Origin of the sequence: Pseudomonas arsenicoxydans (assembly GCF_006438915.1) — a bacterium.
Classification (GTDB): domain Bacteria; phylum Pseudomonadota; class Gammaproteobacteria; order Pseudomonadales; family Pseudomonadaceae; genus Aquipseudomonas; species Aquipseudomonas arsenicoxydans_A.
The window spans coordinates 275,963-300,443 of the sequence record NZ_RCZE01000003.1; the positions used below are offsets into that span (position 1 = coordinate 275,963).

General features: G+C 58.2%; 18 protein-coding genes and 1 pseudogene. 6 read left to right on the forward strand and 13 right to left on the reverse strand.

Going from position 1 to position 24,481, the window contains the following annotated elements; all coding sequences use genetic code 11:
- Positions 1–3: 3 nt before the first annotated feature.
- A complete protein-coding gene (locus EAH78_RS07940; protein WP_140667085.1) occupies positions 4–2,697 on the forward strand; it encodes a DEAD/DEAH box helicase in 2,694 nt (897 codons plus the stop codon).
- Between the two features lie 146 nt (positions 2,698–2,843).
- Here the strand turns inward: EAH78_RS07940 and EAH78_RS07945 are convergent, their stop codons facing one another.
- Positions 2,844–5,186 carry a DEAD/DEAH box helicase gene (locus tag EAH78_RS07945; RefSeq protein ID WP_430539922.1) on the reverse strand — a complete coding sequence of 781 codons (2,343 nt, stop codon included), beginning with the start codon at positions 5,184–5,186 and terminating at the stop codon, positions 2,844–2,846.
- 672 nt (positions 5,187–5,858) lie between these two features.
- Between EAH78_RS07945 and EAH78_RS32605 the strand changes: the two genes are divergently transcribed.
- The gene (locus EAH78_RS32605) at positions 5,859–6,194 is read left to right on the forward strand and encodes a hypothetical protein (RefSeq protein WP_240051863.1); all 336 of its coding nucleotides are present in this window, start codon (positions 5,859–5,861) and stop codon (positions 6,192–6,194) included.
- Here EAH78_RS32605 and EAH78_RS07950 read toward each other — a convergent pair.
- From EAH78_RS07950 to EAH78_RS07960, 3 genes are all read right to left on the reverse strand, one after another.
- A complete protein-coding gene (locus tag EAH78_RS07950) occupies positions 6,183–6,920 on the reverse strand; it encodes an S-methyl-5'-thioinosine phosphorylase (RefSeq protein ID WP_140667087.1) in 738 nt (245 codons plus the stop codon). The two genes, EAH78_RS32605 and EAH78_RS07950, sit on opposite strands and share 12 nt — an antisense overlap.
- A gap of 12 nt (positions 6,921–6,932) precedes the next feature.
- Complete coding sequence (gene nagZ, locus EAH78_RS07955) at positions 6,933–7,931, reverse strand: beta-N-acetylhexosaminidase (RefSeq protein WP_172825946.1); 999 nt, start codon at positions 7,929–7,931, stop codon at positions 6,933–6,935.
- A gap of 170 nt (positions 7,932–8,101) precedes the next feature.
- On the reverse strand, positions 8,102–8,809 hold the full coding sequence (locus EAH78_RS07960; RefSeq protein ID WP_140667088.1) for a TetR/AcrR family transcriptional regulator: 708 nt from the start codon (positions 8,807–8,809) through the stop codon (positions 8,102–8,104).
- Positions 8,810–9,038: 229 nt separating this feature from the next.
- Between EAH78_RS07960 and lexA the strand changes: the two genes are divergently transcribed.
- Both lexA and sulA read left to right on the forward strand, forming a co-directional pair.
- Positions 9,039–9,647: a transcriptional repressor LexA gene (gene lexA / locus EAH78_RS07965; protein WP_123434311.1), complete on the forward strand. Its 609-nt coding sequence runs from the start codon at positions 9,039–9,041 to the stop codon at positions 9,645–9,647.
- A 10-nt stretch (positions 9,648–9,657) separates the two neighbouring features.
- Positions 9,658–10,131, forward strand: coding sequence for an SOS-induced cell division inhibitor SulA (sulA, locus tag EAH78_RS07970; protein ID WP_140667089.1), 474 nt, complete (start codon positions 9,658–9,660; stop codon positions 10,129–10,131).
- A 106-nt stretch (positions 10,132–10,237) separates the two neighbouring features.
- Here the strand turns inward: sulA and EAH78_RS07975 are convergent, their stop codons facing one another.
- The 7 genes from EAH78_RS07975 to EAH78_RS08005 all read right to left on the reverse strand — a co-directional run bounded on the left by EAH78_RS07975 (position 10,238) and on the right by EAH78_RS08005 (position 18,690).
- Positions 10,238–10,471 (reverse strand): hypothetical protein, encoded by a 234-nt coding sequence (locus EAH78_RS07975; protein WP_140667242.1) that lies wholly within the window; start codon positions 10,469–10,471, stop codon positions 10,238–10,240.
- Positions 10,472–10,623: 152 nt separating this feature from the next.
- On the reverse strand, positions 10,624–11,148 hold the full coding sequence (locus tag EAH78_RS07980; protein WP_140667090.1) for a DUF6586 family protein: 525 nt from the start codon (positions 11,146–11,148) through the stop codon (positions 10,624–10,626).
- A gap of 141 nt (positions 11,149–11,289) precedes the next feature.
- Positions 11,290–13,917 carry a type I DNA topoisomerase gene (gene topA / locus EAH78_RS07985; RefSeq protein ID WP_140667091.1) on the reverse strand — a complete coding sequence of 876 codons (2,628 nt, stop codon included), beginning with the start codon at positions 13,915–13,917 and terminating at the stop codon, positions 11,290–11,292.
- A gap of 114 nt (positions 13,918–14,031) precedes the next feature.
- A complete protein-coding gene (locus EAH78_RS07990; protein ID WP_140667092.1) occupies positions 14,032–14,268 on the reverse strand; it encodes a DUF1653 domain-containing protein in 237 nt (78 codons plus the stop codon).
- 99 nt (positions 14,269–14,367) lie between these two features.
- A complete protein-coding gene (gene fadA / locus EAH78_RS07995; RefSeq protein WP_007944141.1) occupies positions 14,368–15,543 on the reverse strand; it encodes an acetyl-CoA C-acyltransferase FadA in 1,176 nt (391 codons plus the stop codon).
- A 32-nt stretch (positions 15,544–15,575) separates the two neighbouring features.
- Positions 15,576–17,723, reverse strand: coding sequence for a fatty acid oxidation complex subunit alpha FadB (gene fadB / locus EAH78_RS08000; RefSeq protein ID WP_140667093.1), 2,148 nt, complete (start codon positions 17,721–17,723; stop codon positions 15,576–15,578).
- Positions 17,724–18,252: 529 nt separating this feature from the next.
- Positions 18,253–18,690, reverse strand: coding sequence for a hypothetical protein (locus EAH78_RS08005; RefSeq protein ID WP_140667094.1), 438 nt, complete (start codon positions 18,688–18,690; stop codon positions 18,253–18,255).
- Positions 18,691–18,794: 104 nt separating this feature from the next.
- On the opposite strand from EAH78_RS08005, the gene EAH78_RS08010 reads away from it, so the two are divergent.
- Positions 18,795–19,232 (forward strand): universal stress protein, encoded by a 438-nt coding sequence (locus EAH78_RS08010; protein WP_140667095.1) that lies wholly within the window; start codon positions 18,795–18,797, stop codon positions 19,230–19,232.
- Positions 19,233–19,314: 82 nt separating this feature from the next.
- Here the strand turns inward: EAH78_RS08010 and EAH78_RS08015 are convergent, their stop codons facing one another.
- Positions 19,315–21,234 (reverse strand): ATP-binding cassette domain-containing protein, encoded by a 1,920-nt coding sequence (locus EAH78_RS08015; RefSeq protein ID WP_140667096.1) that lies wholly within the window; start codon positions 21,232–21,234, stop codon positions 19,315–19,317.
- A 214-nt stretch (positions 21,235–21,448) separates the two neighbouring features.
- Here EAH78_RS08015 and EAH78_RS08020 point away from each other — a divergent pair, with 214 nt between their 5' ends.
- Entirely contained in the window at positions 21,449–23,377 is a 1,929-nt protein-coding gene (locus tag EAH78_RS08020) for a transglycosylase SLT domain-containing protein (RefSeq protein ID WP_140667097.1), read from the forward strand.
- Positions 23,378–23,451: 74 nt separating this feature from the next.
- On the opposite strand, the pseudogene EAH78_RS08025 reads toward EAH78_RS08020, so the two are convergent.
- A pseudogene (locus EAH78_RS08025) lies at positions 23,452–24,476 on the reverse strand (Fic family protein).
- Positions 24,477–24,481: the final 5 nt, after the last annotated feature.

Consider the following 24,481-nt stretch of genomic DNA (forward strand, 5'->3'; position numbering starts at 1 on the left):
CCTATGCCTTCGACCCTGAGCAAACCCCTGGCACCCTCCTGGGTCAGTCGATTCAAAGAACAGAGCCTGGAGCGCGGCCGTCGCTATGCACTGGAGAACCGCGTGCGGATCGTCGAAGTCGGTGACGCCACGATCACTGCGGCGTGCGAAGGCTCTGGCGGCAATGTGTACCGTCAGACCATTCGCCTGCGCGAATCAGCCAAAGCCACCTTGTTGATGGTCGATGCCACCTGCACTTGCCCGGTTCACAGCAACTGCAAACATTGCGCGGCGGTGTTGCTCAAAGTCCAGGAAACACTGGCCTACCCTGCGGCAGCCCAAGACGCCGAACTGCTGGAAAAACTGCAAGCCGTACTGGAAAACCGCGGACCGAAAGCGCCACCACAAGTGCTTGTGGATAACGTGCAACCGGTGCCTCGCCTGTGGCTGGCGAGTGTCGAGTTCAGTGCTTTCGAACCACGCAACGGCAAAATGCAGCGTTACATTCAACATCGCGCCGCACTGTCTTTCAGCTATCTGGATGAATACGTTGCCGGGCAGAAGAACACCGATATCCTGATCCGCCAGGAAACCCAGACACTGCGGATAAAACGTCACCCGGATGTGGAACAAACCTACAGGGAACAGTTGCGAATCCTCGGCTTCAAAATCGCCACCCGGCAAAGCAAGGCCTTGCCGGAAAGCGCCGGCGAGCTCTACGAAATGGTCAACGACAGCGCCTGGCTGACGTTCACCCTGAATGAGCTGCCGAAGTTGCGCACCCAAGGCTGGGAGTTGCAGATCGACGAAGATTTCGGTTTCGACCTGACTGCCGTGGACGACTGGTACGCCACCGTCGAGCAAGCACCGGAGCGCGACTGGTTTGATCTGGAGTTGGGGATCATTGTTAACGGTGAGCGGCTGAGTTTGCTGCCGATCCTGTTGAACCTGATGCGCTCGCACACTGAAATCCTCAACCCGGAACGCCTTGCACGACGTCGCGACGACGAGCTGATTCTGGTGAATATCCCCAATCGGCCGAATTCCGAATACGGTCCGCTGCAAGTCGCCCTGCCCTTCGGCCGCTTGAAACCGGTACTGGCGACGCTCGGCGAGTTCTATCTGCAAGAGCCCGGCGAAACCACGCTGCGCCTGAGCAAGGCTGACGCAACGCGTTTGAATCCGCTGGAAGACTTGCCACTACTCTGGGAAGGCGGCGAACAGATCCGTACCTTTGCCCAGCGTTTGCGCGACATCAAGGACTACACGGCGACGGCGCCTGAAGGCTTGAACGCGACGTTGCGTCCTTATCAGCTGGAAGGCCTGAGCTGGATGCAGTCGTTGCGGCAACTGGAAGTCGGCGGGATTCTCGCGGACGACATGGGCCTTGGCAAAACCCTACAGACCCTGGCGCATGTGCTCACTGAAAAAGCGGCTGGGCGCCTCGACCGGCCGTGCATGGTGGTGATGCCCACCAGCCTGATTCCGAACTGGCTCGACGAAGCAGCGCACTTCACGCCGCAACTCAAAGTGCTGGCGCTGTACGGCGCCAGTCGCAAAAAACATTTCGACAATCTGGCTGAATACGACCTGATCCTGACCACCTATGCGCTGCTGCCCAAGGACATCGAGCGACTCGCCGCGCAGCCATTGCACGTGCTGGTGCTGGATGAAGCGCAGTACATCAAGAATCCTAACAGCAAGGCGGCCCAGGCGGCCCGCGAGCTGAACGCGCGCCAGCGTTTGTGCCTGAGCGGTACGCCGCTGGAAAACCACCTTGGTGAGCTGTGGTCGCTGTTCCACTTTTTGCTGCCGGGCTGGCTAGGCGACGTGAAAAGCTTCAACCGCGATTATCGGGTGCCGATTGAAAAACGCGCCAGTGAAGTCAGGCTTCAGCACCTCAATGGCCGGATCAAACCGTTCCTTTTGCGTAGGACCAAGGAACAGGTCGCGACGGAATTACCGCCGAAGACCGAGATCATTCACTGGGTCGAGCTCAACGAAGCCCAGCGCGATGTGTATGAAACCATGCGCCTGGCCATGGACAAGAAAGTCCGCGACGAGATCACCCGCAAAGGCGTGGCGCGCAGTCAGATCATCATTCTTGAGGCGCTGCTGAAACTGCGTCAGGTGTGCTGCGATTTGCGCCTGGTCAACGATGCTGTCCTGCCAACGCGTGGCAGCACATCAGGCAAGCTCGACAGCCTGATGGAAATGCTTGATGAATTGTTTGAAGAAGGGCGACGGATTCTGTTGTTCTCGCAGTTCACATCAATGCTGGCGCTGATCGAAGTCGAACTGAAGAAGCGTGGCGTCGAATATGCGCTACTGACGGGACAAACCCGCGACCGACGTGCGCCCGTGAAGGACTTTCAGAGCGGCAAGCGTCAGATTTTTCTGATCAGCCTGAAGGCTGGCGGTGTCGGCTTGAACCTGACGGAAGCGGATACGGTGATTCACTACGATCCGTGGTGGAACCCGGCGACGGAGAATCAGGCAACTGACCGGGCGTATCGCATTGGCCAGGAGAAACCGGTGTTCGTCTACAAGATGATTGCCCGGGGCACAGTGGAGGAGAAAATTCAGCATCTGCAGAAAGAAAAATCCGACCTGGCGGCTGGCGTACTGGATGGGCGCAAGACCGGGGACTGGAAGTTGCAGAGTGATGATATTGAAGCGTTGTTTGCGCCGTTGCCGGACAAGCTCGAAAAGCGCTGAGGTTTGCGTTGCCAGTTACATTGCCATCGCGAGCAGGCTCACTCCTACATTTGGATCTGTGTTTACCCATCATACTGGGAACACCACACATCCAAATGTAGGAGTGAGCCTGCTCGCGATGTGGCCCTAACTGAGTAAAACCGCTATCAGGACTTGAGATTAGGCAGCGGCGCAAACAGTGCCTCTATATCGTTCTGCTCAAGTTTCCAGCCACCCGTCGCTCCGCCTTCAAGCACCGCCCCTGCCAACGCGGCCTTCTCCTTCTGCAGTGCCTGTATTTTTTCTTCCACCGTGCCGCGGGCAATCAGCTTGTAAACAAACACCGGTTTGTTTTGCCCAATCCTGTAGGCACGGTCAGTTGCCTGGTTTTCCACCGCCGGGTTCCACCAGGGATCGAAATGGATCACCGTGTCTGCCGCCGTCAGGTTCAGGCCCGTGCCGCCAGCCTTCAAACTGATCAGGAATAGCGGCACTTTACCGCCCTGGAAATCCTTGACCGGCGTACGTCGATCCGTCGTATCACCGGTCAACAACGAATAACCGAGACCGCGCTGCTGCAACTCTTCCTCGATCAGGGCGAGCATCGAAGTGAACTGCGAAAACAGCAGAATTTTGCGTCCTTCGCTGAGCAGTTCTTCCAGCATTTCCATCAGGCTGAGTAATTTCCCGCTGCCGGAACGAAGGGCTTTTTGGGTGAGCGGCATTTTGATCAAACGCAAATCGCAGCACACCTGACGCAGCTTGAGCAGTGCATCGAGGATGATGATTTGACTGCGCCCAACGCCGCTGCGGGCAATTTCATCACGCACCTTTTTATCCATCGCCACGCGCACGGTTTCATACACATCCCGTTGCCCATCGCTGAGATCAACCCAATGCACAATCTCGGTTTTTGGCGGTAATTCGGTTGCTACCTGGTCTTTCTTGCGACGAAGCAGAAAGGGTTTTATCCGAGCCGTCAGGTGTTGCATCCGCTGAACGTTGCCATGTTTCTCGATCGGCGTGCGGTAGTCGCGATTAAAAGTTTTGCTGTCGCCCAGCCAACCCGGCAGCAGGAAGTGGAACTGGGACCACAGTTCGCCGAGGTGGTTTTCCAGCGGTGTACCAGACAGACACAATCGCTGACCGGCCTGCAGATCACGGGCAGCTTGAGCGGCTTTGCTGAGCGGGTTCTTGATGTTCTGTGCCTCATCGAGAATCAGCACACTCCAGACTTGAGCCTGCAACACCTCCAAGTCCCGTGGCAGCAACGCGTAAGTGGTCAACACCAAGTCGTATTCCGCCAGGCGGACAAAGTCTTTTTGCCGTGCGGTGCCATGCAGCGCCAACACTTTGAGCTGCGGCGTGAAGCGCGCCGCTTCGTCTAACCAGTTGGGGATCAGACTGGTGGGCATCACCGCCAGTGCCGGACGATCAAGCCGTCCGGCCTGTTTTTCTGTCAGCAGATGCGCCAGGGTTTGCAGGGTTTTCCCCAGCCCCATGTCGTCGCCGAGAATGCCACCGACCTCCAACTCGCGCAGGGTTTGCATCCAGTTCAGGCCTTCAAGCTGATAGGGCCGTAGCGTTGCGTTCAGGCCCTCGGGCGCCGCGACCTGAACATGCGTCGACTCACGTAATCGCTGCGCAAAACCGCGCAAACGCTCACCGCCCTGCCAGACCAGCGGAATGCCTTCCAGCGCATTCAGTCGAGCGGCATCCGGCGCACTCAAACGCAATGAATCGCCCGGATGATCGCCCAGATACAACTCACCAAGGGTCGCCATCAACGGCTTGATTCGACCGTAGGGCAGCGCGACCTTGGCATTGGTTTTGGCGCCGAAACGCCCAGCGCCAAGCTCGATCAACAACTGCTCGTCATCGTCGCGCTGGGCCAGGCTTGCAGGGTCCATCAGTTGTGGCTGGGTACGCAGCAAATGCAACAGGATCGGCAAAAGACTGTGGCGCGTACCGTTGACGACGATACCCAGTTGCAGATCGAACCACTGATGGCCTGACTCTTCCTCGACTTCGGCATACCACTCGTCTACGGGCTGCACGTTGAAGTGGAAGCCATCGCTGATATCGACATGCCAGTTTGCCTCGCGCAACGACCCGATTCCGTCCCGAACGAAGGCGAGCCAGGCCGAATCATCCGGCAGAGCGAACATCTCGCCCGGGCGATCGACACTACTTTTGCGCGTGGCCTTTTTAAAGCCGTGTTTTTGCAATAACTGGCGCAGGGCTTTTTCGACGGCAGGTTTGCGCTGGATTCGCTGGGTTTCAGTACCCGAGAGGATTAGCACCTCCGGGTTTCTGTCCGCCGCCGGATGCCCGTTGTAGGTGAAGGCCAACGCCGCACGGTGCTCCGGCTCGTACTTCCAGTTCGTGTAACGCTTGCCGCTGACGAGTGTCAGGTGGGCCTGGGGCAAAATGTCATCGATCACCCGCTCCGTCAGCGTGTGCGGCGGAGAGACTTTTGTCGCTGAACTCATCCGATGGCTGAACTGCATCGCCTGTCGTGCCGGAATATCCGGGGCCAACGTCAAGTGACACGCCAGTTTTTCATCCAACTCGCTGAGCAGTGGCCCGACTTGCAGGCGTTCTCGATCCAGATAGTACAAGGGCTCCAAGGCCAGGATTGTCTCCACTGGGGCGTTGTCGCTACCCCACTGAGGGCGAAAACTGCCGTTGGCTTGTTCGGCCCAGGAAAACTGGCCTGCTCTACTCATTCCTGGCGTGAGGGCTTGAGGCTGTTTGAGATCGAGGAAAAGACGCGAAGTTCGCAACAGCATCTCGAGGAGTTCGGCACCGCTGCTGCCTTCCAACGGATAGCCGGCGTAGTAGGCGTGGTGGGAGTGAACGGCGACCAACAATCTGGCGATCCGAAGATCCAGTTCAGTCAGGTAACCGGGTTGACGTATCAGCGTGTCCGACAGCGAATACACCGACTTGATGTCTTGCAAACGACCGTCCTTGAGTTGACGGGCTTTGGAAATCTCCAGCGTCCATTTCCCGGCAGTGGGCGTTGCCCTGAGTTTGTAAAACAGGCGTGTGCCTGCTCCCTGCACCGACTCATCGAGAGGGTTGTTTGCAGAAGGAATGCTGTCGAGCCAGCGCTCCAGTTCACGATTCAAATGAATGGGAGCAGAACTGTCAGTCACTACGACAGGAAGTTCTTGCAGATGATAAATAACGGTCGCGCAGTGTTTGCAATCGACCACCACGGGGCAGGAGCAGGTGCAGTCCAGCTCAAAATCACCATTAAAATCTTCGACAAGCTCGATGAGCTGTTCGTAAATGTTGCCTTCGGAACCCTTGCAACTCGCACGAACCAGCACATTAGCAACTTCGAGGATTTTTACCCGATGCTCATGGGCGTATCTGCGCGCCTTATCCAGAGCGCGATGGCTGAACGCCTCCGCCCACGGCAGCTCTTGAAGTTGCTCAATGATTGTCGACATACATTCAATACGCTTGAATATGGATTAATGACGATGGCTCACAGTTCAACGGCTTAACACCCGCGTCAGCGTCGACTTCACCTTCCCCATCCCGTCATGCAACGCCTGCTCGATCTCGGCCATGGTGATCACCGCCGTCGACTTGCCCGCAGCAGGATTCACCACCAGCGCCAGGCACGCGTAATCCAGTTCCAGCTCACGCGCCAATGCTGCTTCCGGCATACCCGTCATGCCGACGATGTCGCAGCCATCACGTTCCAGCCGCGCAATTTCAGCAACGGTTTCCAGCCGAGGACCCTGGGTACAGGCATACACGCCATGACTGCTGTAACCCACGCCTTCAGCCGCCAGCGCCGCGATCAACTGCTGACGCAGTGGCTCGCTGTAGGGATAACTGAAGTCGATGTGGGTCACGTGCTCCAGGTCATCGGCGAAATAGGTGTGCTCGCGGCCGCTCGTGTAATCGATCAGCTGATGCGGCACGCAAAAGTGCCCGGTGCCCATCGCTGCGTGGATCCCGCCTACGGCGTTGACCGCGAGGACCGCTTCGGCGCCCGCCTGCTTCAATGCCCAGAGGTTGGCGCGGTAGTTCACCTGATGCGGCGGCAAACGGTGCGGATGACCATGACGCGCGAGAAACAGCACTTCCTTGCCGGCGTATTCGCCGATCTGAACCTCGGCCGAAGGCGGCCCGTAAGGAGTGTCCACCGCCAATGACTGACGAATACTCAGGCCTTCGAGTTGAGTCAGGCCGGTGCCACCGATAATCGCGTAAACCGTCATAACGTAAAGTCCTTATTCAATCAGTTGAGCGTCTTTGAGCGCACCGACAGCCGCCAGCCAGCGCGGGTTCTGGCGGTATTCGGTATTGGCGTAGGACTGGCCGCGCATCCGCGCAATTCGCTCGGACGGCTTGACCTTCAGACGCTGGGCAGCGCTCAGCGCCAATTCCGCAGCGGCGCGGTCGTTGCACACCAGGCCCATGTCGCAGCCAGCGGTCAACGCCGCTTCGATACGACTGGCGGCATCGCCCACCACATGGGCGCCGGCCATCGACAGGTCGTCACTGAAGATTACGCCATCGAATTGCAACTCGCCGCGCAGGATGTCCTGCAACCAGCGACGGGAGAAGCCGGCAGGCTGGGAGTCGACTTGTGGGTAAATCACGTGAGCCGGCATGACCGCGGCCAGTTGCTTGCTCAGTTTGGCGAACGGCACCAGATCGTTGGCGCGGATCTCGTCGAGGCTGCGCTCGTCATTCGGAATGGCGACGTGGGAATCAGCTTCGGCCCAGCCATGGCCAGGAAAATGCTTGCCGGTGGCCGCCATGCCGGCGCTGTTCATGCCGCGGATGAATGCGCCGGCCAGCAACGCGGCGCGCTCGGGATCACCTTCGAATGAACGTGTACCGACGACGGCGCTGCGCTGGTAATCCAGATCCAGCACCGGGGCAAAACTCAGGTCGAGACCGACGGCCAGCACTTCGGTGGCCATGATCCAGCCACATTGCTCGGCCAGGTATTCGGCGTTCGGGTTGTCGGCGATGGCGCGCATGGCTGGCAGTCGCACGAAGCCTTGGCGCAAACGCTGAACGCGGCCTCCTTCCTGGTCCACCGCCAGCAGTAGATCGGGACGAATGGCGCGAATCGCGGCGCTCAACTCGCGCACCTGGCGCGGGGTTTCGATGTTGCGGGCAAAAATGATCAGGCCGCCCACTTCGGGCTGGCGCAACAATTGGCGATCTTCGGCCGTCAGCCAGGTACCGGCGACGTCCACCATCAACGAGCCTTGCAGGCCAGCAGTCATAGAGATTCCTTGATAACGAGAAACCCGGCCCGCACGTATTCGCCGCCCTGGTTGATGCCCGGCAGGTCGGCGATACAAATGGGGAGCGGGTTCAGAACGAGAGTCGGCATGGGCGGCTAGCTTAGCGGATGTCAGCTGCCGCGCCCACCCGTGTGCGGTTAAACCTTGGCGGCTGCCGGGGCCGACTTGCTGCGTGGACGCAGTTGTGCGGTGGCCATGGCCGAGTCCGTAACGCCGGTTTCGGCACGCATGCCCGCAGCCAGGAACGGCACCATCAGGCGCATCACTTGTTCAATGGAGGTGTTGACGCCGAAATCGGTCTCGGCAATAGCACGCAAGGCCTTGATCCCCGACATGCTGAACGCCGCAGCGCCGAGCATGAAGTGCACGCGCCAGAACAGCTCGATCGGTGGAATGCGCGGTGCGGCTTCGTTGACCAGCATCATGTAGCGGCGGAACACCTTGCCGTACATATCTTCCAGGTAACGACGCAAGTGGCCTTGGCTCTGACTGAATGCCAGACCCAACAGGCGCATAAAGATAGAGAGATCGTTGCCGCTGCGTGGTTGCACCACCAGGGCTTGCTCGACGAGTATTTCCAGCAGCTCTTCGAGGGTCGGCTTGTTTTCAGGCTTGGCCTGACGCCGCTCCAGCTCTTTATCAAGGCTCAGGCAGAACGGTCCGAGGAAGCGCGAAAAGACCGCCTGGATCAGCGCCTTCTTGGAGCCGAAGTGATAGTTCACCGCCGCCAGATTGACACCGGCCTTGCTGGTGATCAGACGCAATGAGGTTTCAGCAAAACCTTTTTCCGCGAACAACTGCTCGGCAGCATCAAGAATGCGTTCAACGGTTTCCGACTGGGCCATGGCTACTCCGCCTGACAAACACTTGTTTGAAACATACGTTTCAGCCTGTGTCTTGTCAAGCTTGGCCGTTCGTTTTGGGAATGGTCGGTCAGCTATTTAACCATACAACGACGAAGCTTCAATCAGCGGGTCGATTGACCGTCCGGCGGTCGATAAAAAAAGGGGCATTGCCAAGACGCTTTCACTGTATATAATCCCAGTCACTGTATAAAAAGACAGAGCGACCAAAATGCTAAAGCTGACGCCACGCCAAGCAGAGATTCTGGCCTTCATCAAACGCTGCCTCGAAGACAACGGCTACCCACCGACCCGCGCGGAGATCGCTCAGGAACTGGGTTTCAAGTCACCCAACGCAGCGGAAGAACACCTTAAGGCGCTGGCCCGCAAAGGCGCCATCGAGATGACCCCGGGCGCTTCCCGCGGCATTCGCATACCAGGCTTCGAAGCCAAGACTGACGAGTCCACCCTGCCAATCATTGGTCGAGTGGCTGCCGGCGCTCCCATTCTGGCCCAGCAACACATCGAAGAGTCCTGCAACATCAATCCTGCTTTCTTCCATCCGCGCGCCGACTATTTACTGCGCGTTCATGGCATGAGCATGAAGGACGTCGGTATTTTCGACGGCGACCTGCTGGCCGTACACACCACGCGTGAAGCCCGTAACGGCCAGATCGTGGTCGCGCGTATCGGCGATGAAGTGACGGTCAAGCGTTTCAAGCGTGATGGCAGCAAGGTCTGGTTGATTGCCGAAAACCCTGAATTTGCCCCTATCGAAGTGAACCTGAAAGATCAGGAACTGGTGATTGAAGGCTTGAGTGTTGGCGTGATTCGCCGCTAAAGGAGGCTTTATGCAGTTCCCACACACATCACAGCAAGCCCAACTGCCACTGTTCGAGGCATTCATGGCGCAACCACTGGCGCCGATCCTGAAAGACGTGGTCGAGTCGCCCTGGAGCGCCGAGCCCGAAGTCTTCAGTGAGCTGTCGCTACGCGGTGCAGCGGGGAACTGCCTGAACCTTCTGGCACCAATTCTCAGGGAATTGAGTCAGGACCAGGACGCACGCTGGCTGACACTGATTGCCCCGCCAGCGAGCCTGACGCAGACCTGGTTGCGGGATGCCGGCCTAAATCGCGAACGCATTCTGCTGCTGCAACCTCGTGGCACCCAGAGCGCCCAGCAATTGACCTGCGAAGCCTTGCGCCTGGGCCGCAGCCATACAGTGGTCAGCTGGCTCAACCCTTTGAACACATCATCACGGCAACAGTTGATCAGCGCCGCCCGGACCGGGGACGCACAGAGCTTGAATATTCGATTGGGTTAACTGAGCAACTTAACTGGAAAACAATGCGCGCCTTGATCTGCGCGAGGCTTCTCCAAGGATAGAGAAGCCGACCTGTAGCGATACCCGTAAAAACCGACGAGCGGGATCAATGAAGGACGCGAGTCCCCTGATCCTTATCGAATTCGCCTTCAACCAAGCGCCCTGCCATCTGAACGCCGACGCTCAACATCGCCTTGGCGACTTCCACGTATTGGCCTTGCAGGAACGCCTTGGCATCCTCGGAGAAATCCAAAGTAACCAGAGAACCCTCGTCCTCGGCCCTGCGCAGCTCGATACGGCCGTCTGGTAACTCGACAATTTCTAGAAAGGACGTTGGCATAAAGGTCTGTTCTCCACGAAAGGCGGGGATTATATAGGCATCGGTCAGGCTTCGCTCAGCAAGTTGACCAGATGTCATTGCAATGAAATATCTTTTTGTACTCATCCCTGAGCGGACACCCTGTCGGGGCATCCGTCTTTGCGCTTAATCCTTCAGCACTCGTTCAATCCTTCGCGAAACCGGATCGCCAGACCTTTCAGGTTCTGACGCCAGCTTTCCAGTTCTTCCCGACTCAACTCTTCAGGCGCCTCTTCTGCATCCAGGTTAACGGCCAGGATCAGCGGCTGGGTCACGTCGCCTTTAGGCTTGTGCGGCGCGCGGGGCGGTTGAAACAACGCCGCATGGGCCGCCAGCAACTTGGCCAACCAGGTTTCAGGGTTTTGCGCGAGCTCGACCATCTCCGCCATTTCAGGAATCGCGATGGTTTCCAGGACTTCGCGAGTCAGCAACACCTCAGCCCGCGGCGCATTGGCCTGTGGCAAGCGATAGAACCCGGCGATTTCATGGCACAGTCCCAGCAAGGCACCGTACAGGTGAAACAACGCCGATTCGCGCCCCGCCTGGATCAGCGCCAGGGAGTTCATTGCCCGCCCCTCTTCGGCCTTGGCGAGCGCTTCCAGCGACAGACCAGCGAAATAAATCTTCTGATTGGTACGGGTATAAAGTTCGTGGGCCATGACGGCAGCCTCCACAACGAAATAATTGCTTCACGCAGGTCAGACAGTGTCGTGGATCACCCGCGGCGACCGCAAGCACAAAACAAAAAGGCCGCATGAAAACCCGAGGGTTGTCATGCGGCCTTTTGTATACAGCTTTATTTAAGCCTTGGCTGCCGGACGCTTGTCTTCAACCGTCCACTTGCCGCCGTCGTAGTACGCCTTCCAGCCAGTCGGCTTACCGTCGACTTCTGTCTGCACATACTGCTCTTTGGTCTTGCGGCTATAACGGATCACAGAAGGGAGACCGTCCGGATCTTTCTTCGGCGCTTCGCAGAGGAAGTGGTACTTCGGATCGATCTCATCCTTGTGCGGCACAATTTCCATGACCAGCGGAGCACGAGTCTCGCGGTTTTTCGGGAATTGGCTGGCCGCCAGGAACAGGCCGGAAGCACCGTCGCGCAGGATGTAGGTGTCGTTGACCTTTTCGCATTTCAGCTCAGGCATCTTCACCGGGTCCATCTTCGGCGGGGCTGCGTCACCGCTCTTCAGCAGCTTGCGGGTATTCTTGCACGTCGCGTTGGTGCAACCGAAGAACTTGCCGAAACGGCCAGTCTTGAGCTGCATCTCGCTGCCGCACTTGTCACATTCAAGGCTCGGACCTTCATAGCCTTTGATGCGATAGGTGCCCTCTTCGATTTCGTAGCCCGAGCAATCCGGGTTGTTACCGCAGATATGCAACTTGCGCTTCTCGTCGAGCAAGTAAGCGTCCATCGCCGTGCTGCAGATCGGGCAGCGATGTTTGCCACGCAGCACCAACGACTCCGACTCACCCTCGTCGTCCGCGGCGATTTCATCACCCGGCACCAGGTTGACGGTGGCCTTGCAGCGTTCTTTCGGCGGCAGGCTGTAGCCCGAGCAGCCGAGGAATACGCCGGTCGAGGCCGTACGAATCTGCATCGGACGGCCGCAGGTCAGGCACGGAATGTCGGTCATGACCGGCTGGTTGGCGCGCATGCCGTTTTCGGCGCTTTCGGCTACTTCGAGTTTTTTCTTGAAGTCACCGTAGAACTCGTCCAGCACGTTTTTCCAGTCGCGCTCGCCCTGGGCCACGTCATCGAGGTTCTCTTCCATGCCGGCGGTGAAGCCGTAGTCCATCAGGTTGGAGAAGCTCTCGGACAGACGCTCGGTGACGATGTCGCCCATCTTTTCCGAATAGAAACGACGGTTATGCAGCGCAACGTAGCCGCGGTCCTGGATGGTCGAAATGATCGCTGCGTAGGTCGAAGGACGACCGATGCCGCGTTTTTCCATTTCTTTGACCAGGCTCGCTTCCGAGTAACGCGCAGGCGGCTTGGTAAAGTGCTGGGTCGGATCAAGCTTGATAAGCTTCATCGCGTCGCCCTGAGCCATGTCCGGCAGCACATCGTCGTCGCCTGGCTTGGCAATTTGCGGCATTACGCGGGTGTAACCGTCGAACTTGAGGATGCGGCCCTTGGCACGCAGCTCGAAATCGCCGGCACCCACGGTGACGGTGGTCGACAGGTATTGCGCCGGCAGCATCTGGCAGGCGAGGAACTGGCGCCAGATCAGCTCGTAGAGCCGCTCCGCATCACGCTCCATGCCCGACAGCTTGCTTGGCTCGGTGTTGGCGTCGGAGGGACGAATCGCTTCGTGAGCCTCTTGTGCGCCTTCCTTGCTGCTGTAGACGTTCGGGATTTCCGGCAGGTACTTCTTGCCGAACTCGCCTTCAATATAAGCGCGCGCCATCGTCACGGCATCGGCCGAGAGATTGGTGGAGTCGGTACGCATGTAAGTGATGTAGCCGGCTTCGTACAGACGCTGGGCCATCATCATGGTTTTCTTCACGCCGAAGCCCAGGCGGTTGCTCGCAGCCTGTTGCAGGGTGGACGTGATGAAAGGGGCCGACGGCTTGCTGCTGGTCGGTTTGTCTTCGCGCTTTACGATGCTGTAGCTGGAAGCCTTGAGCTTTTCCAGCGCGGCCATGGCCTGTGCTTCGTTAAGCGGCTTGAAGGCCTCGCCTTTCTCACGCGCCACGTCAAAGCGCACAGTTGCGCCTTTGGCGGTGCCGAGGTCAGCGTGGACTTCCCAGTATTCTTCAGGGTTGAACGCACGGATTTCACGTTCGCGCTCAACCACCAGTTTTACCGCAACCGACTGCACGCGACCGGCGGACAGGCCACGGGCGATCTTGGCCCACAGCAGTGGCGAAACCATATAACCCACCACGCGGTCGAGGAAACGACGCGCCTGCTGGGCATTTACACGGTCGATGTCCAGCTCGCCCGGTTTGGAGAAGGCTTCCTGAATCGCCTTCTTGGTGATTTCGTTGAACACCACGCGCTTGTAGCGGCTGTCGTCACCACCGATGGCTTCGCGCAGGTGCCAGGCAATGGCTTCCCCCTCGCGGTCCAAGTCGGTTGCGAGATAGATGGTGTCAGCATCTTTGGCGAGCCGGCGCAGCTCTTCGATGACTTTTTCCTTGCCCGGGAGGATCTCGTACTTGGCTTTCCAGCCATGATCGGGATCGACACCCATGCGCGAGACCAGCTGCTTGCGCGCTTTCTCTTTCGGCGTGAGCACCGGACCTTCACCCGCGGCAGCCTTGCCGCGCTTGGCGGCTGGCTCTTTGCTGGCGCTAGCCGAACCGCTGGTGGGCAGGTCTCGGATATGGCCGATACTCGACTTCACCACGTATTGGTTACCCAGATACTTGTTGATGGTCTTGGCCTTAGCCGGGGATTCCACAATGACCAGCGATTTGCCCATGGATCAGAAAATTCCTGAATTCTAGAAGTGAAAGGCGGTTGGCGCCTGACGCGGCACCGCTATATATAGTGGCTACAAGGTGAGGTCAAGCGCAGGGTTTTGCGCGCACTCAGCTTATGGCTTCGAAAAAAGGCTTGGTTCGGCTTGCACCAAAGCAAAGCGTGGCACCTGTTCGCCGTCAACTTCAACGGACTCCAGGAACATGCTCAAGGGACGTACCCAAAAGCCGTAATCGCCATACAGGGCTTGGTAGAAGACCACTTCTTGTTCGGTTTCCGAATGCCGCGCAACACTGAATACGCGGTACTGCGGACCTTTGTAATGTTGGTAGAGCCCAGGTTGTATCGGCATGGTTTGGCCCTCACTCAAATCTTTTCAAAATAAAAACAAAAATAAATTTAGAAAAACAAAAACCGGGGCACTTGGCCCCGGCTTCCGTCAACGGATCGCTTAAACGCGTTCGAAGACGGTGGAGATGCCTTGGCCGAGACCAATGCACATGGTAGCCACCCCGAAGGTGCCGCCATTTTGCTTCATCACGTTCAACAGCGTGCCGGAGATACGTGCACCGGAACAACCGAACGGGTGACCCAGGGCGATTGCGCCGCCGTGCAGGTTAACCTTCTCGTTCATCTTGTCGAGAACTTTCAGATCTTTCAGCACTGGCAGGGCCTGTGCGGCGAAAGCTTCGTTGAGCTCGAAGAAGTCGATATCGTTAATGCCAAGGCCCGCGCGTTTCAGTGCTTTTTGTGTAGCCGGTACTGGACCATAGCCCATGATTGCCGGGTCCACACCTGCCACTGCCATCGAACGGATGACGGCCATAGGCTGGATGCCCAGGTCCTGAGCACGCTGCGCCGACATCACGATCATGCACGAAGCACCGTCGGTGATTTGCGACGAAGTACCCGCTGTCACGGTGCCGCCCTTTGGATTAAACGCTGGCTTCAGAGCCGCCAGGCTTTCCAGGGTGGTTTCCGGACGAATGGTTTCGTCGTAGTCGAACAGTTTCAGGAAACCGTTCTCGTCGTAGCCCTGCATCGGGATGATTTCGTCTTTGAACTTACCTTCCAGGGTCGCCTTATGGGCGAGCTGGTGGGAACGCACGCCGAACGCGTCCTGTTGTTCGCGAGTGATGCCGTGCATTTTGCCCAGCATTTCAGCGGTCAGGCCCATCATGCCCGAGGCTTTCGCCGCGTACAGGGACATGTGCGGATTCGGATCGACACCGTGCATCATGCTCACATGACCCATATGCTCGACGCCGCCGACGACAAACACGTCACCGTTGCCGGTCATGATCGCTTGCGCGGCAGTGTGCAGCGCGCTCATCGACGAGCCACACAGACGGCTGACGGTCTGACCGGCAGCAGTGTGTGGGATCTGAGTCATCAGGGACGCCATGCGCGCGATGTTCCAGCCCTGTTCCAGGGTCTGGTTTACGCAGCCCCAGATCACGTCTTCGACTTCGTTCGGGTCAACCTTGACGTTGCGTTCCAGCAATTTGCTGATCAGGTGCGCCGACATGTCTTCGGCGCGGGTGTTGCGGTGCATGCCGCCCTTGGAGCGGCCCATCGGAGTACGACCGAAGTCGACAATCACGACGTCTCTTGGATTCAAGCTCATAAAATTTCACTCTCGCTCAAGTGTTGGGACGCTTAACCGAAGAACCGTTGGCCGGTTTTGGCCATTTCACGCAGTTTTGCGGTCGGGTGGTACAGCGCGCCCAAATCAGCGTACTGGTCAGCCAGGGCAACGAACTCGGCAACACCGATCGAGTCGATGTAGCGCAGCGCACCGCCACGGAATGGAGGGAAACCAATACCGTAGACCAGACCCATGTCGGCTTCGGCAGCAGTTTCGACGATGCCGTCTTCCAGGCAACGCACGGTTTCCAGGCACAGCGGGACCATCATCCAGTTGATAATGTCTTCGTCAGTGACTTCGCGCTGCTCGTAAACGATCGGCTTGAGCACTTCCAGCACCGATGGATCGGCGACTTTCTTCTGCTTGCCGCGCTTGTCGGTTTCGTAGGCGTAGAAGCCCTTGCCGTTCTTCTGGCCCAGGCGCTTGGCTTCGTAGAGCACGTCGATCGCGGTGCGGCGGTCGTCTTTCATGCGGTCCGGGAAGCCTTCAGCCATCACGTCACGACCGTGGTGGCCGGTGTCAATGCCGACCACGTCCATCAGGTACGCCGGGCCCATTGGCCAGCCGAATTTTTCCATGACCTTGTCGATACGGACGAAGTCCACACCGGCGCTGACCAGTTTGGCGAAACCGCCGAAGTACGGGAACAGTACGCGGTTGACCAGGAAGCCCGGGCAGTCGTTGACGACGATCGGGTTCTTGCCCATTTTCTTGGCGTAGGCAACCGTGGTGGCAACAGCCAGCTCGCTGGACTTCTCGCCACGAATCACTTCAACCAGCGGCATCATGTGCACTGGGTTGAAGAAGTGCATGCCAACGAAGTTTTCCGGACGCTTGAGGGCCTTGGCCAGCAAGGTGATGGAAATGGTCGAGGTGTTGGACGCGAGGATGGTGTCCTCTTTGACCTTGTCTTCGACTTCAGCCAAAACCTTCTGCTTGACGTTCGGGTTCTCGACAACCGCTTCAACCACCAGATCCACGTGACCGAAATCACCGTAGGACAGAGTCGGACGAATGCCGTTAAGTACTTCAGCCATTTTCGCCGGGGTCATGCGACCTTTATCAACGCGGCCCACCAGCAGCTTGGCGGCTTCAGCCAAGCCTTGCTCGATGCCGTGCTCGTTGATGTCTTTCATCAGGATCGGCGTACCTTTGGAGGCCGACTGATAAGCGATACCGCCCCCCATGATGCCGGCGCCCAATACGGCAGCCTGCTTCACGTCCTTGGCGATTTCGTCGTAGGCCTTGGCCTTCTTCTTCAGTTCCTGATCGTTCAGGAACAGACCGATCAAGCTCTGCGCGGCAGAGGTCTTGGCCAGCTTGACGAAACCGGCGGCTTCGACTTCCAGTGCTTTGTCGCGACCGAAGTTCGCGGCTTTCTGAATGGTCTTGATCGCTTCAACCGGCGCCGGGTAGTTCGGGCCAGCCTGACCGGCGACGAAACCTTTGGCGGTTTCGAAAGCCATCATTTGTTCGATTGCGTTCAGCTTCAGCTTTTCCAGCTTCGGTTGACGCTTGGCCTTGTGGTCGAACTCGCCGGAAATGGCGCGCTTGATCAGTTCCAGGGCCGCTTCCTGCAGTTTCTCAGGCGCAACCACGGCATCCACTGCGCCGACTTTCAGCGCGTCTTCAGGACGGTTTTCCTTACCCGCGGCAATCCACTCGATGGCGTTGTCGGCACCGATCAGGCGTGGCAGACGCACGGTACCGCCGAAGCCCGGGTAGATGCCCAGTTTGACTTCCGGCAGACCGATCTTGGCCTTGGTGGACATGACGCGGTAGTCCGCCGCCAGGCACATCTCCAGACCGCCACCCAGGGCGATACCGTTGATTGCTGCGACAGTCGGGACGTTGAGGTCTTCGAAATCGCTGAAAATCTTGTTGGCTTCCAGATTGCCAGCAACGAGCTCGGCATCAGGCAGCTTGAAGTTTTCGACAAATTCGGTGATGTCGGCGCCGACGATGAACACGTCCTTGCCACTGCTGACGATCACGCCCTTGATCGAAGCATCTGCCTTGATGGTGTCCACAGCCTGACGCAGTTCGTTCAGGGTTAGACGGTTGAACTTGTTGACGGACTCACCCTTGAGGTCGAATTTCAATTCGACGATGCCACTTTCAAGAGCCTTAACCGTGATGGCTTTACCTTCGTAAATCATCAACTGATCTCCACGATATGGAAGCTGAACAGTACACGTCGGACGCAGGCGAATGGCTCGGCAGGACGTTAAACGTCAATGCTACGCCAATCCACCCGGCACACCCTCCAACGCGATAGTCGGGATTCTGTAGGAGCGATCTGAAATACAAACGCTCAATTCATACGCCCGTTTGATTTGGGTACGCCACCTTCACGGAATTTCCGACAATTGTCAATCGCCCAAAATACGGGTTGAAACGCGACTTTGCGGTCACTTCCGTACTACGAAGATCTTCAACACGCAGATGCATGCGAACTCATTCATAGAATCAATAGTTAGAAAAGTCGCCCTAATCCGCTGCAGCCCGCGTTTAACAAGCTACGCTGGCATGAACCAGATGAACGCGCTTGGCGAATGCCCGGCGTAAGATCAGCCCTACAGCGAATTACCGGCCTGCCTGGCCAACCCCAGCCCGATGATGATGTCGGGCTTTTTATTGCCTGTCTGTCGGACCATTCGCGCCATTGCAGCGCGAAATGTCCTCAACTCATGCCAGAGCTTTCAGCACGGCGTCAATGTCCTGCAAAACAGTCGCCTCACCCTTCTCCCCCCAATACAAGGTGATCATCTGCTTGTCCGCCTCGACCTTGTAGACGTTGGCTGGCAATTTTTCGAAATGATTGAGCAACGCTCGATCCTCGCAAACCTCCTGCCACTGATTCACCCACACACCCGGTGATTTTTGCCAGTAACTCCAGCACGCAGGCTGATTACCACGGCGCGGCCGATGGTACTGCGCGCACGGGCTCGGCGGCTCCTGGCTCAACCAGTGCGGCCACTCCTGAGGCGCCAGCTGCATGGCCAGGCCAATGCGTCGCGCCTCCATGCGCAGGGCGATGCGCCCGCTCTGACCGCGCGACGGTCGCAACCATGCCAGTGGACTCAGCACCACCAACAGGATTGACACCACTATCCAGACCGTCATATCTGTACTCCCGATTCTTGATGAGCGCATACAGTCACTTTGGAACCATTGCGCTTGAAACCAGCCATACTTACCAATATTGCAATCCTCAGGAGGAGCACCTCATGCCCTACAACCATATTCTGGTCGCTGTAGATCTAACCGAAGAGTGCGACCCTGTAATCCACCGCGCTCGCGAGCTGTCTGTGAGCAACGGGGCGAAGTTGTCCCTGGTGCACATTGTCGAGCCAATGGCCATGGCCTTTGGCGGCGACGTCCCCATGGACCTGTCACAACTGCAACAACAGCAGTTCGATCAGGCCAAGGAGCGCCTTGAGCGCTTGAAGCTCAAATACGCCGAGCTTGAGGGCGCCAACTGCCACCTGACCTACGGCCAGCCACGCCAGGAAATCCACCACTTCGCCAAGGAACAATCCTGCGACCTGATCGTGGTGGGCAGCCATGGTCGACATGGCCTGGCCTTGCTGCTGGGCTCGACCGCCAATGACGTGCTGCACGGTGCGCCATGCGATGTGCTCGCGGTGCACCTAGTCAAACGCTGAAACACAGAACCTGTAGATCGCACTCCATACGAAAAGCCCGGCGTTCATCACTGAACGCCGGGCTTTTTTGTTACGGGATCAATCAGGCATCCAGCTCGGCCCAGCGCTCGACCATCACGTCGAGCTCAGCCTGCAACCGCTCCAACTGCTCAATCACCGCAGCCGTCTCGGCAGCAGGACGCTGATAGAACCCGGCGTCAGCCATTTTCGCTTCAACCGCCGCAATTTGCTGTTCCATGGCTTCGATCTGAGCAGGCAACATTTCCAGCTCACGCTGATGCTTGTAGCTAAGCTTCTTCTTCGCCACCGGCGCTTCAACCGCAGCACCGACAGGCGCCGCTTCAGCCGTTACAACGGCGGAGGTCAGGTCAGCCTTGCCGGACTTGCTCTCGGTCACGCCCAACAGGCGCGGCGAGCCGCCCTGACGCAGCCAGTCCTGATAACCACCGACGTATTCACGAACCTTGCCTTCACCTTCGAAGACCAGGGTGCTGGTGACCACGTTGTCGAGGAATGCCCGGTCGTGACTGACCATCAACACGGTACCGTTGAAGGTCAGCAGGACCTCTTCCAGCAGTTCGAGGGTTTCGACGTCGAGGTCGTTGGTCGGTTCGTCGAGGACCAGCAGGTTTGCCGGTTTGCTGAACAGTTTGGCCAGCAACAGACGGGCACGCTCACCACCGGACAGCGCCTTGACCGGCGTGCGGGCACGCTGCGGGCTGAACAGGAAGTCACCGAGGTAGCTCAGCACGTGACGGCTCTGACCATCGATATCGATGAAGTCGCGACCTTCGGCCACGTTGTCGATCACAGTCTTTTCCAGGTCCAGCTGATGGCGCAACTGGTCGAAGTAGGCCACGTCGATGCGCGTCCCCTCTTCCACTGTGCCGCTGGTTGGCTGCAGACCGCTGAGCATCAGTTTCAACAGTGTGGTCTTGCCGGTACCGTTGGCGCCGAGCAGACCGATACGGTCGCCGCGCGTCAGGACCATCGAGAAATCCTTGATCAGGAACGGGCCGCCCGGGTGAGCAAAGCTCACGTTTTCGAGGACCATCACCTGCTTGCCGGACTTATCAGCGGTGTCCAGCTGAATGTTCGCCTTGCCGGTGCGCTCGCGACGCTCGCTACGCTCTACGCGCAAAGCCTTCAATGCGCGGACGCGACCTTCATTACGGGTGCGACGAGCCTTGATGCCCTGGCGGATCCAGACTTCTTCCTGGGCCAGTTTCTTGTCGAACAGCGCGTTGGCGGTTTCTTCGGCGGCCAGCGAGGCTTCTTTGTGCACGAGGAAACTGGCGTAGTCGCCGTTCCAGTCGATCAGGCCACCGCGATCCAGTTCGAGGATGCGGGTCGCGAGGTTCTGCAGGAATGAACGGTCGTGCGTGATGAACAACACGGCGCCCTGGAAATCCTTCAGCGCTTCTTCGAGCCAGGCGATGGCACCGATATCCAGGTGGTTGGTGGGTTCGTCGAGCAGCAGCAGGTCCGGTTCGGAAACCAGGGCCTGAGCCAGCAGCACGCGACGACGCCAGCCGCCGGACAATTCAGCGAGGGTCTTGTCGGCGGGCAACTGCAGACGACTCAAGGTGCTGTCGACCAGTTGCTGCAAACGCCAGCCATCGCGGGCTTCGAGGTCGTGCTGGACGTGCATCAGCTTGTCCAGGTCGGCGTCGGTGACGATGTTCTGGCTCAGGTGGTGATACTGCGCGAGCAGCTCGCCCACACCGTCCAGTCCTTCGGCAACCACGTCGAACACGGTCCGCTCGTCGGCTACCGGCAATTCTTGCGGCAATTCGCCGATCTTGAGGCCTGGTGCGCGCCAAACGGAGCCCTCATCGGGCTTCTGGTCGCCCTTGACGAGCTTCATCATGCTGGACTTGCCAGTGCCATTGCGGCCGATGATGCACACCCGCTCACCACGGGCGATCTGCCAGGACACCTTGTCCAACAACGGCATAGCGCCGAAAGCAAGGGACACATCGCTGAATTTGAGCAGGGTCATGAGCTTCTCCAAAAACCGGGCGCGCATTCTACCTGACTTGAGGCTTCAGAAGGCCGGCAATTTCACTCTCGAAGCACTCTGCATAACAAATGTTACGAACTTGGGCTGACAGGCCTGCAAAGCTTTCGCCCGTTGCTGGCAAAAGGCTAAGCTACAGATTATTCAGTGCGGGCAATGCCCGCACTTGTCATGTTTTTTTCTGCCCGGACGTCTCATGCGCAGTCGCCTTTTCAGCCTTTTATCTTGCCTGCTTCTTTCTGCCACTGCCGTTCAATCAGCCCAGGCGGCGGACCTGTCCACCCAGCGCCAATATTACGATGAAGCCAAGCGCGCCCTGGCCAAAGGCGATACCGGTCCTTACTTTCGCTACAGTCAGGCCCTCAGTGATTACCCGCTGGAGCCGTACCTGGCCTATGACGAGTTGACCGCTCGCCTGAAAACCGCCAGCAATGCCGAAATCGAGAAATTCCTCGCAGATCACGGTGACCTGCCGCAAGCCAACTGGATGAAATTGCGCTGGCTGCGCTGGTTGGCCGACCGCGGCGACTGGGCGACCTTCGTCAAGTATTACGACCCCAAGCTCAATTTCACCGAACTGGACTGCCTGAATGCGCAGTATCAGATTGGCCACAACCAGAAGACCGAAGGCTATGCCAACGCCAACAAGCTCTGGCTGACCGGCAAATCCCAACCGGCTGCCTGCGACGCGCTGTTCGGGCAATGGGCTGCCGAAGGTCAACTGACTGAACAAAAACGCTGGGAACGCACCAAGCTCGCCGCCCAGACGCGCAATTATCCGCTGGCCAACAGTCTGGTTAACGGCCTGACCACCCTCGCCCCTCGCGGTCGTCTTCTGATCGATGTGGCGCAAAAACCCGAGCTGCTCAACCAGCCTTCGCGCTTCACCCCGGCTGACGAACCGATGTCCGACGTGGTCAGCCTCGGCCTGCGCCGCCTGGCCAAGCAAGACCCGGACAAGGCCATGGACCTGCTCGACGGCTATGCCAGCAGCATGCACTTCTCCCGCGACGAAAAAGTGGCGATCGCCCGGGAAATCGGCCTGACGCTGGCGCGACGCTATGACCCGCGTGCGCTCGACGTCATGACCAAATACGACCCGGAACTGCGCGACAACACCGTGTCCGAATGGCGTCTGCGCCTGCTGCTTCGCCTGGCTCGCTGGGACGATGCCTATCAGTTGTCTCGCCGCTTGCCACAGGACTTGGCGACCACCAACCGGTGGCGCTACTGGCAGGCCCGCACCCTTGAACTGGCGCAGCCACAAAACCCGGAAGCGCAGACGCTGTACAAGAGCCTCGCCCACGAACGTGATTTCTATGGCTTCCTTGCCGCCGACCGCTCGCAACAGCCCTACTCGCTGATCAACAAGCCGCTGGTACTCAGCCAGGCCACCATCAATAAGGTGCGCAACACACCGGGTATCCGTCGAGCACTGGAGTTCCACGCCCGCGGACAGGTCGTCGATGGTCGTCGCGAATGGTATTACGTCAGCCGTCACTTCAACCGTGACGAGATGGTTGCGCAGGCGAAACTGGCCTACGACCTGAAATGGTATTTCCCGGCGATCCGCACCATCAGCCAGGCGCAGTACTGGGACGATCTGGACATCCGCTTCCCGATGGCCCACCGCGAAACCCTGGTCCGCGAAGCCAAAGTACGCGGCCTGCACTCCAGCTGGGTGTTCGCCATTACGCGCCAGGAAAGTGCTTTCATGGACGACGCCCGCTCTGGCGTCGGCGCCAGCGGCCTGATGCAACTGATGCCCGGCACTGCCAAGGAAACCGCACGCAAGTTCAGCATTCCGCTGGCCTCGCCGCAGCAAGTGCTCGACCCGGACAAAAACATCCAGCTCGGCGCCGCGTACCTGAGCCAGGTCCATGCCCAGTTCAACGGTAACCGCGTCCTCGCCTCCGCCGCCTACAACGCCGGCCCCGGCCGCGTACGCCAGTGGCTGCGCGGCGCAGACCACCTGAGCTTCGACGTTTGGGTGGAAAGCATCCCTTTCGACGAAACCCGTCAGTATGTGCAGAACGTGCTGTCGTACTCGGTGATCTACGGCGAGAAGCTAAATTCGCCACAGCCGTTGGTGGATTGGCATGAGCGGTATTTTGACGATCAGTGATCCGACCAGATGCAAAAAAAGCCCGCATTTAGAAATGCGGGCTTTTTTTGGAGCTCAACCCGCGAAGTAGTCCATCAAAGCCGTTCCACGGTTTTCTCACCAAATTGGGTCAGGCGATATCGCTGAGCCGGGCTGCGAGGTGAATCCGGGTCAGTCATCTCTATCAAACCAACAAACAATGCAGGTTTGAGATAGTTTGCCCTAAGGTCGCCTTGTGAGCCAACCCGACCCTCACCATCAGCTCGTTAACCTTGAGTGGGGGACTGTCTCGCAGGGTATTGAGCAATTTCGCTACATGGTCGGTTACTTGGTCGGTTACTTGGTCGATTGCCGGCTCGCTTCGGGTCGCTTCTTTCAATGCGAGACTCAATGCTTGCAGCATGAACTCGACAAAAGGAGTCGCTTCGGCCAATTGATCGGATGCCGACAACGCTGCGTAATAAGCGTCCTGCTGCTCTCGAATCACCGCTTCGACCGGCAAATAGGCCAACATTGACCGCCATCGACTGAGTATCAAGGTTTGCCAGAGTCGCCCCATTCGCCCATTCCCATCTGCGAAAGGATGAATGAACTCAAACTCATAGTGGAACACGCAGCTTACGATCAATGGATGCCAATCCGATTCGCCGAGCCACGCCAGCAAATCATCCATCAAGTGCGCAACGCGACTCGGTGGTGGCGCCATGTGGACTAATTTTCCCCCCCGGTAAATGCCCACACCGGCACGGCGAAACTGTCCGCAATCATCAATTAATCCGCCCATTAGCAATTCATGCGCCCGAAGCAGGTCGGACGGATTACTCGATTGCCACCCTGGCATGGCTTCATAGGCCGCAAAAGCGTTACGCACTTCCTGAATTTCCCGCGGAAGGCCAAGTACCTGCCGCCCAGCCAGAACAGCGGTCACCTGCTCGATGCTGAGGGTATTATTCTCAATCGCCAAAGACGCCTGAATCGTACGAATCCGGTTGCTGCGACGTAACTGAGGCGTCTGCAGCCTCTCATCCACAGCCGTAAGCTGACCGATTTGCTCACTGATCTCTGCGACCAGCGTCAGCATTCTCGTGGTCAGGGTCAACGGTGGTTGATATCGGCTCATATCCT

Excerpts from the sequence above, each read along its gene's own strand:
- EAH78_RS07940 (WP_140667085.1), top strand. The coding sequence starts at position 4 with ATGCCTTCGACCCTGAGCAAACCCCTGGCACCCTCCTGGGTCAGTCGA.
- EAH78_RS07945 (WP_430539922.1), bottom strand. The coding sequence starts at position 5,186 with ATGCAGTTCAGCCATCGGATGAGTTCAGCGACAAAAGTCTCTCCGCCG.
- EAH78_RS32605 (WP_240051863.1), top strand. The coding sequence starts at position 5,859 with ATGATAAATAACGGTCGCGCAGTGTTTGCAATCGACCACCACGGGGCA.
- EAH78_RS07950 (WP_140667087.1), bottom strand. The coding sequence starts at position 6,920 with ATGACGGTTTACGCGATTATCGGTGGCACCGGCCTGACTCAACTCGAA.
- EAH78_RS07960 (WP_140667088.1), bottom strand. The coding sequence starts at position 8,809 with ATGGCCCAGTCGGAAACCGTTGAACGCATTCTTGATGCTGCCGAGCAG.
- lexA (WP_123434311.1), top strand. The coding sequence starts at position 9,039 with ATGCTAAAGCTGACGCCACGCCAAGCAGAGATTCTGGCCTTCATCAAA.
- sulA (WP_140667089.1), top strand. The coding sequence starts at position 9,658 with ATGCAGTTCCCACACACATCACAGCAAGCCCAACTGCCACTGTTCGAG.
- EAH78_RS07975 (WP_140667242.1), bottom strand. The coding sequence starts at position 10,471 with ATGCCAACGTCCTTTCTAGAAATTGTCGAGTTACCAGACGGCCGTATC.
- EAH78_RS07980 (WP_140667090.1), bottom strand. The coding sequence starts at position 11,148 with ATGGCCCACGAACTTTATACCCGTACCAATCAGAAGATTTATTTCGCT.
- topA (WP_140667091.1), bottom strand. The coding sequence starts at position 13,917 with ATGGGCAAATCGCTGGTCATTGTGGAATCCCCGGCTAAGGCCAAGACC.
- EAH78_RS07990 (WP_140667092.1), bottom strand. The coding sequence starts at position 14,268 with ATGCCGATACAACCTGGGCTCTACCAACATTACAAAGGTCCGCAGTAC.
- fadA (WP_007944141.1), bottom strand. The coding sequence starts at position 15,543 with ATGAGCTTGAATCCAAGAGACGTCGTGATTGTCGACTTCGGTCGTACT.
- fadB (WP_140667093.1), bottom strand. The coding sequence starts at position 17,723 with ATGATTTACGAAGGTAAAGCCATCACGGTTAAGGCTCTTGAAAGTGGC.
- EAH78_RS08005 (WP_140667094.1), bottom strand. The coding sequence starts at position 18,690 with ATGACGGTCTGGATAGTGGTGTCAATCCTGTTGGTGGTGCTGAGTCCA.
- EAH78_RS08010 (WP_140667095.1), top strand. The coding sequence starts at position 18,795 with ATGCCCTACAACCATATTCTGGTCGCTGTAGATCTAACCGAAGAGTGC.
- EAH78_RS08015 (WP_140667096.1), bottom strand. The coding sequence starts at position 21,234 with ATGACCCTGCTCAAATTCAGCGATGTGTCCCTTGCTTTCGGCGCTATG.
- EAH78_RS08020 (WP_140667097.1), top strand. The coding sequence starts at position 21,449 with ATGCGCAGTCGCCTTTTCAGCCTTTTATCTTGCCTGCTTCTTTCTGCC.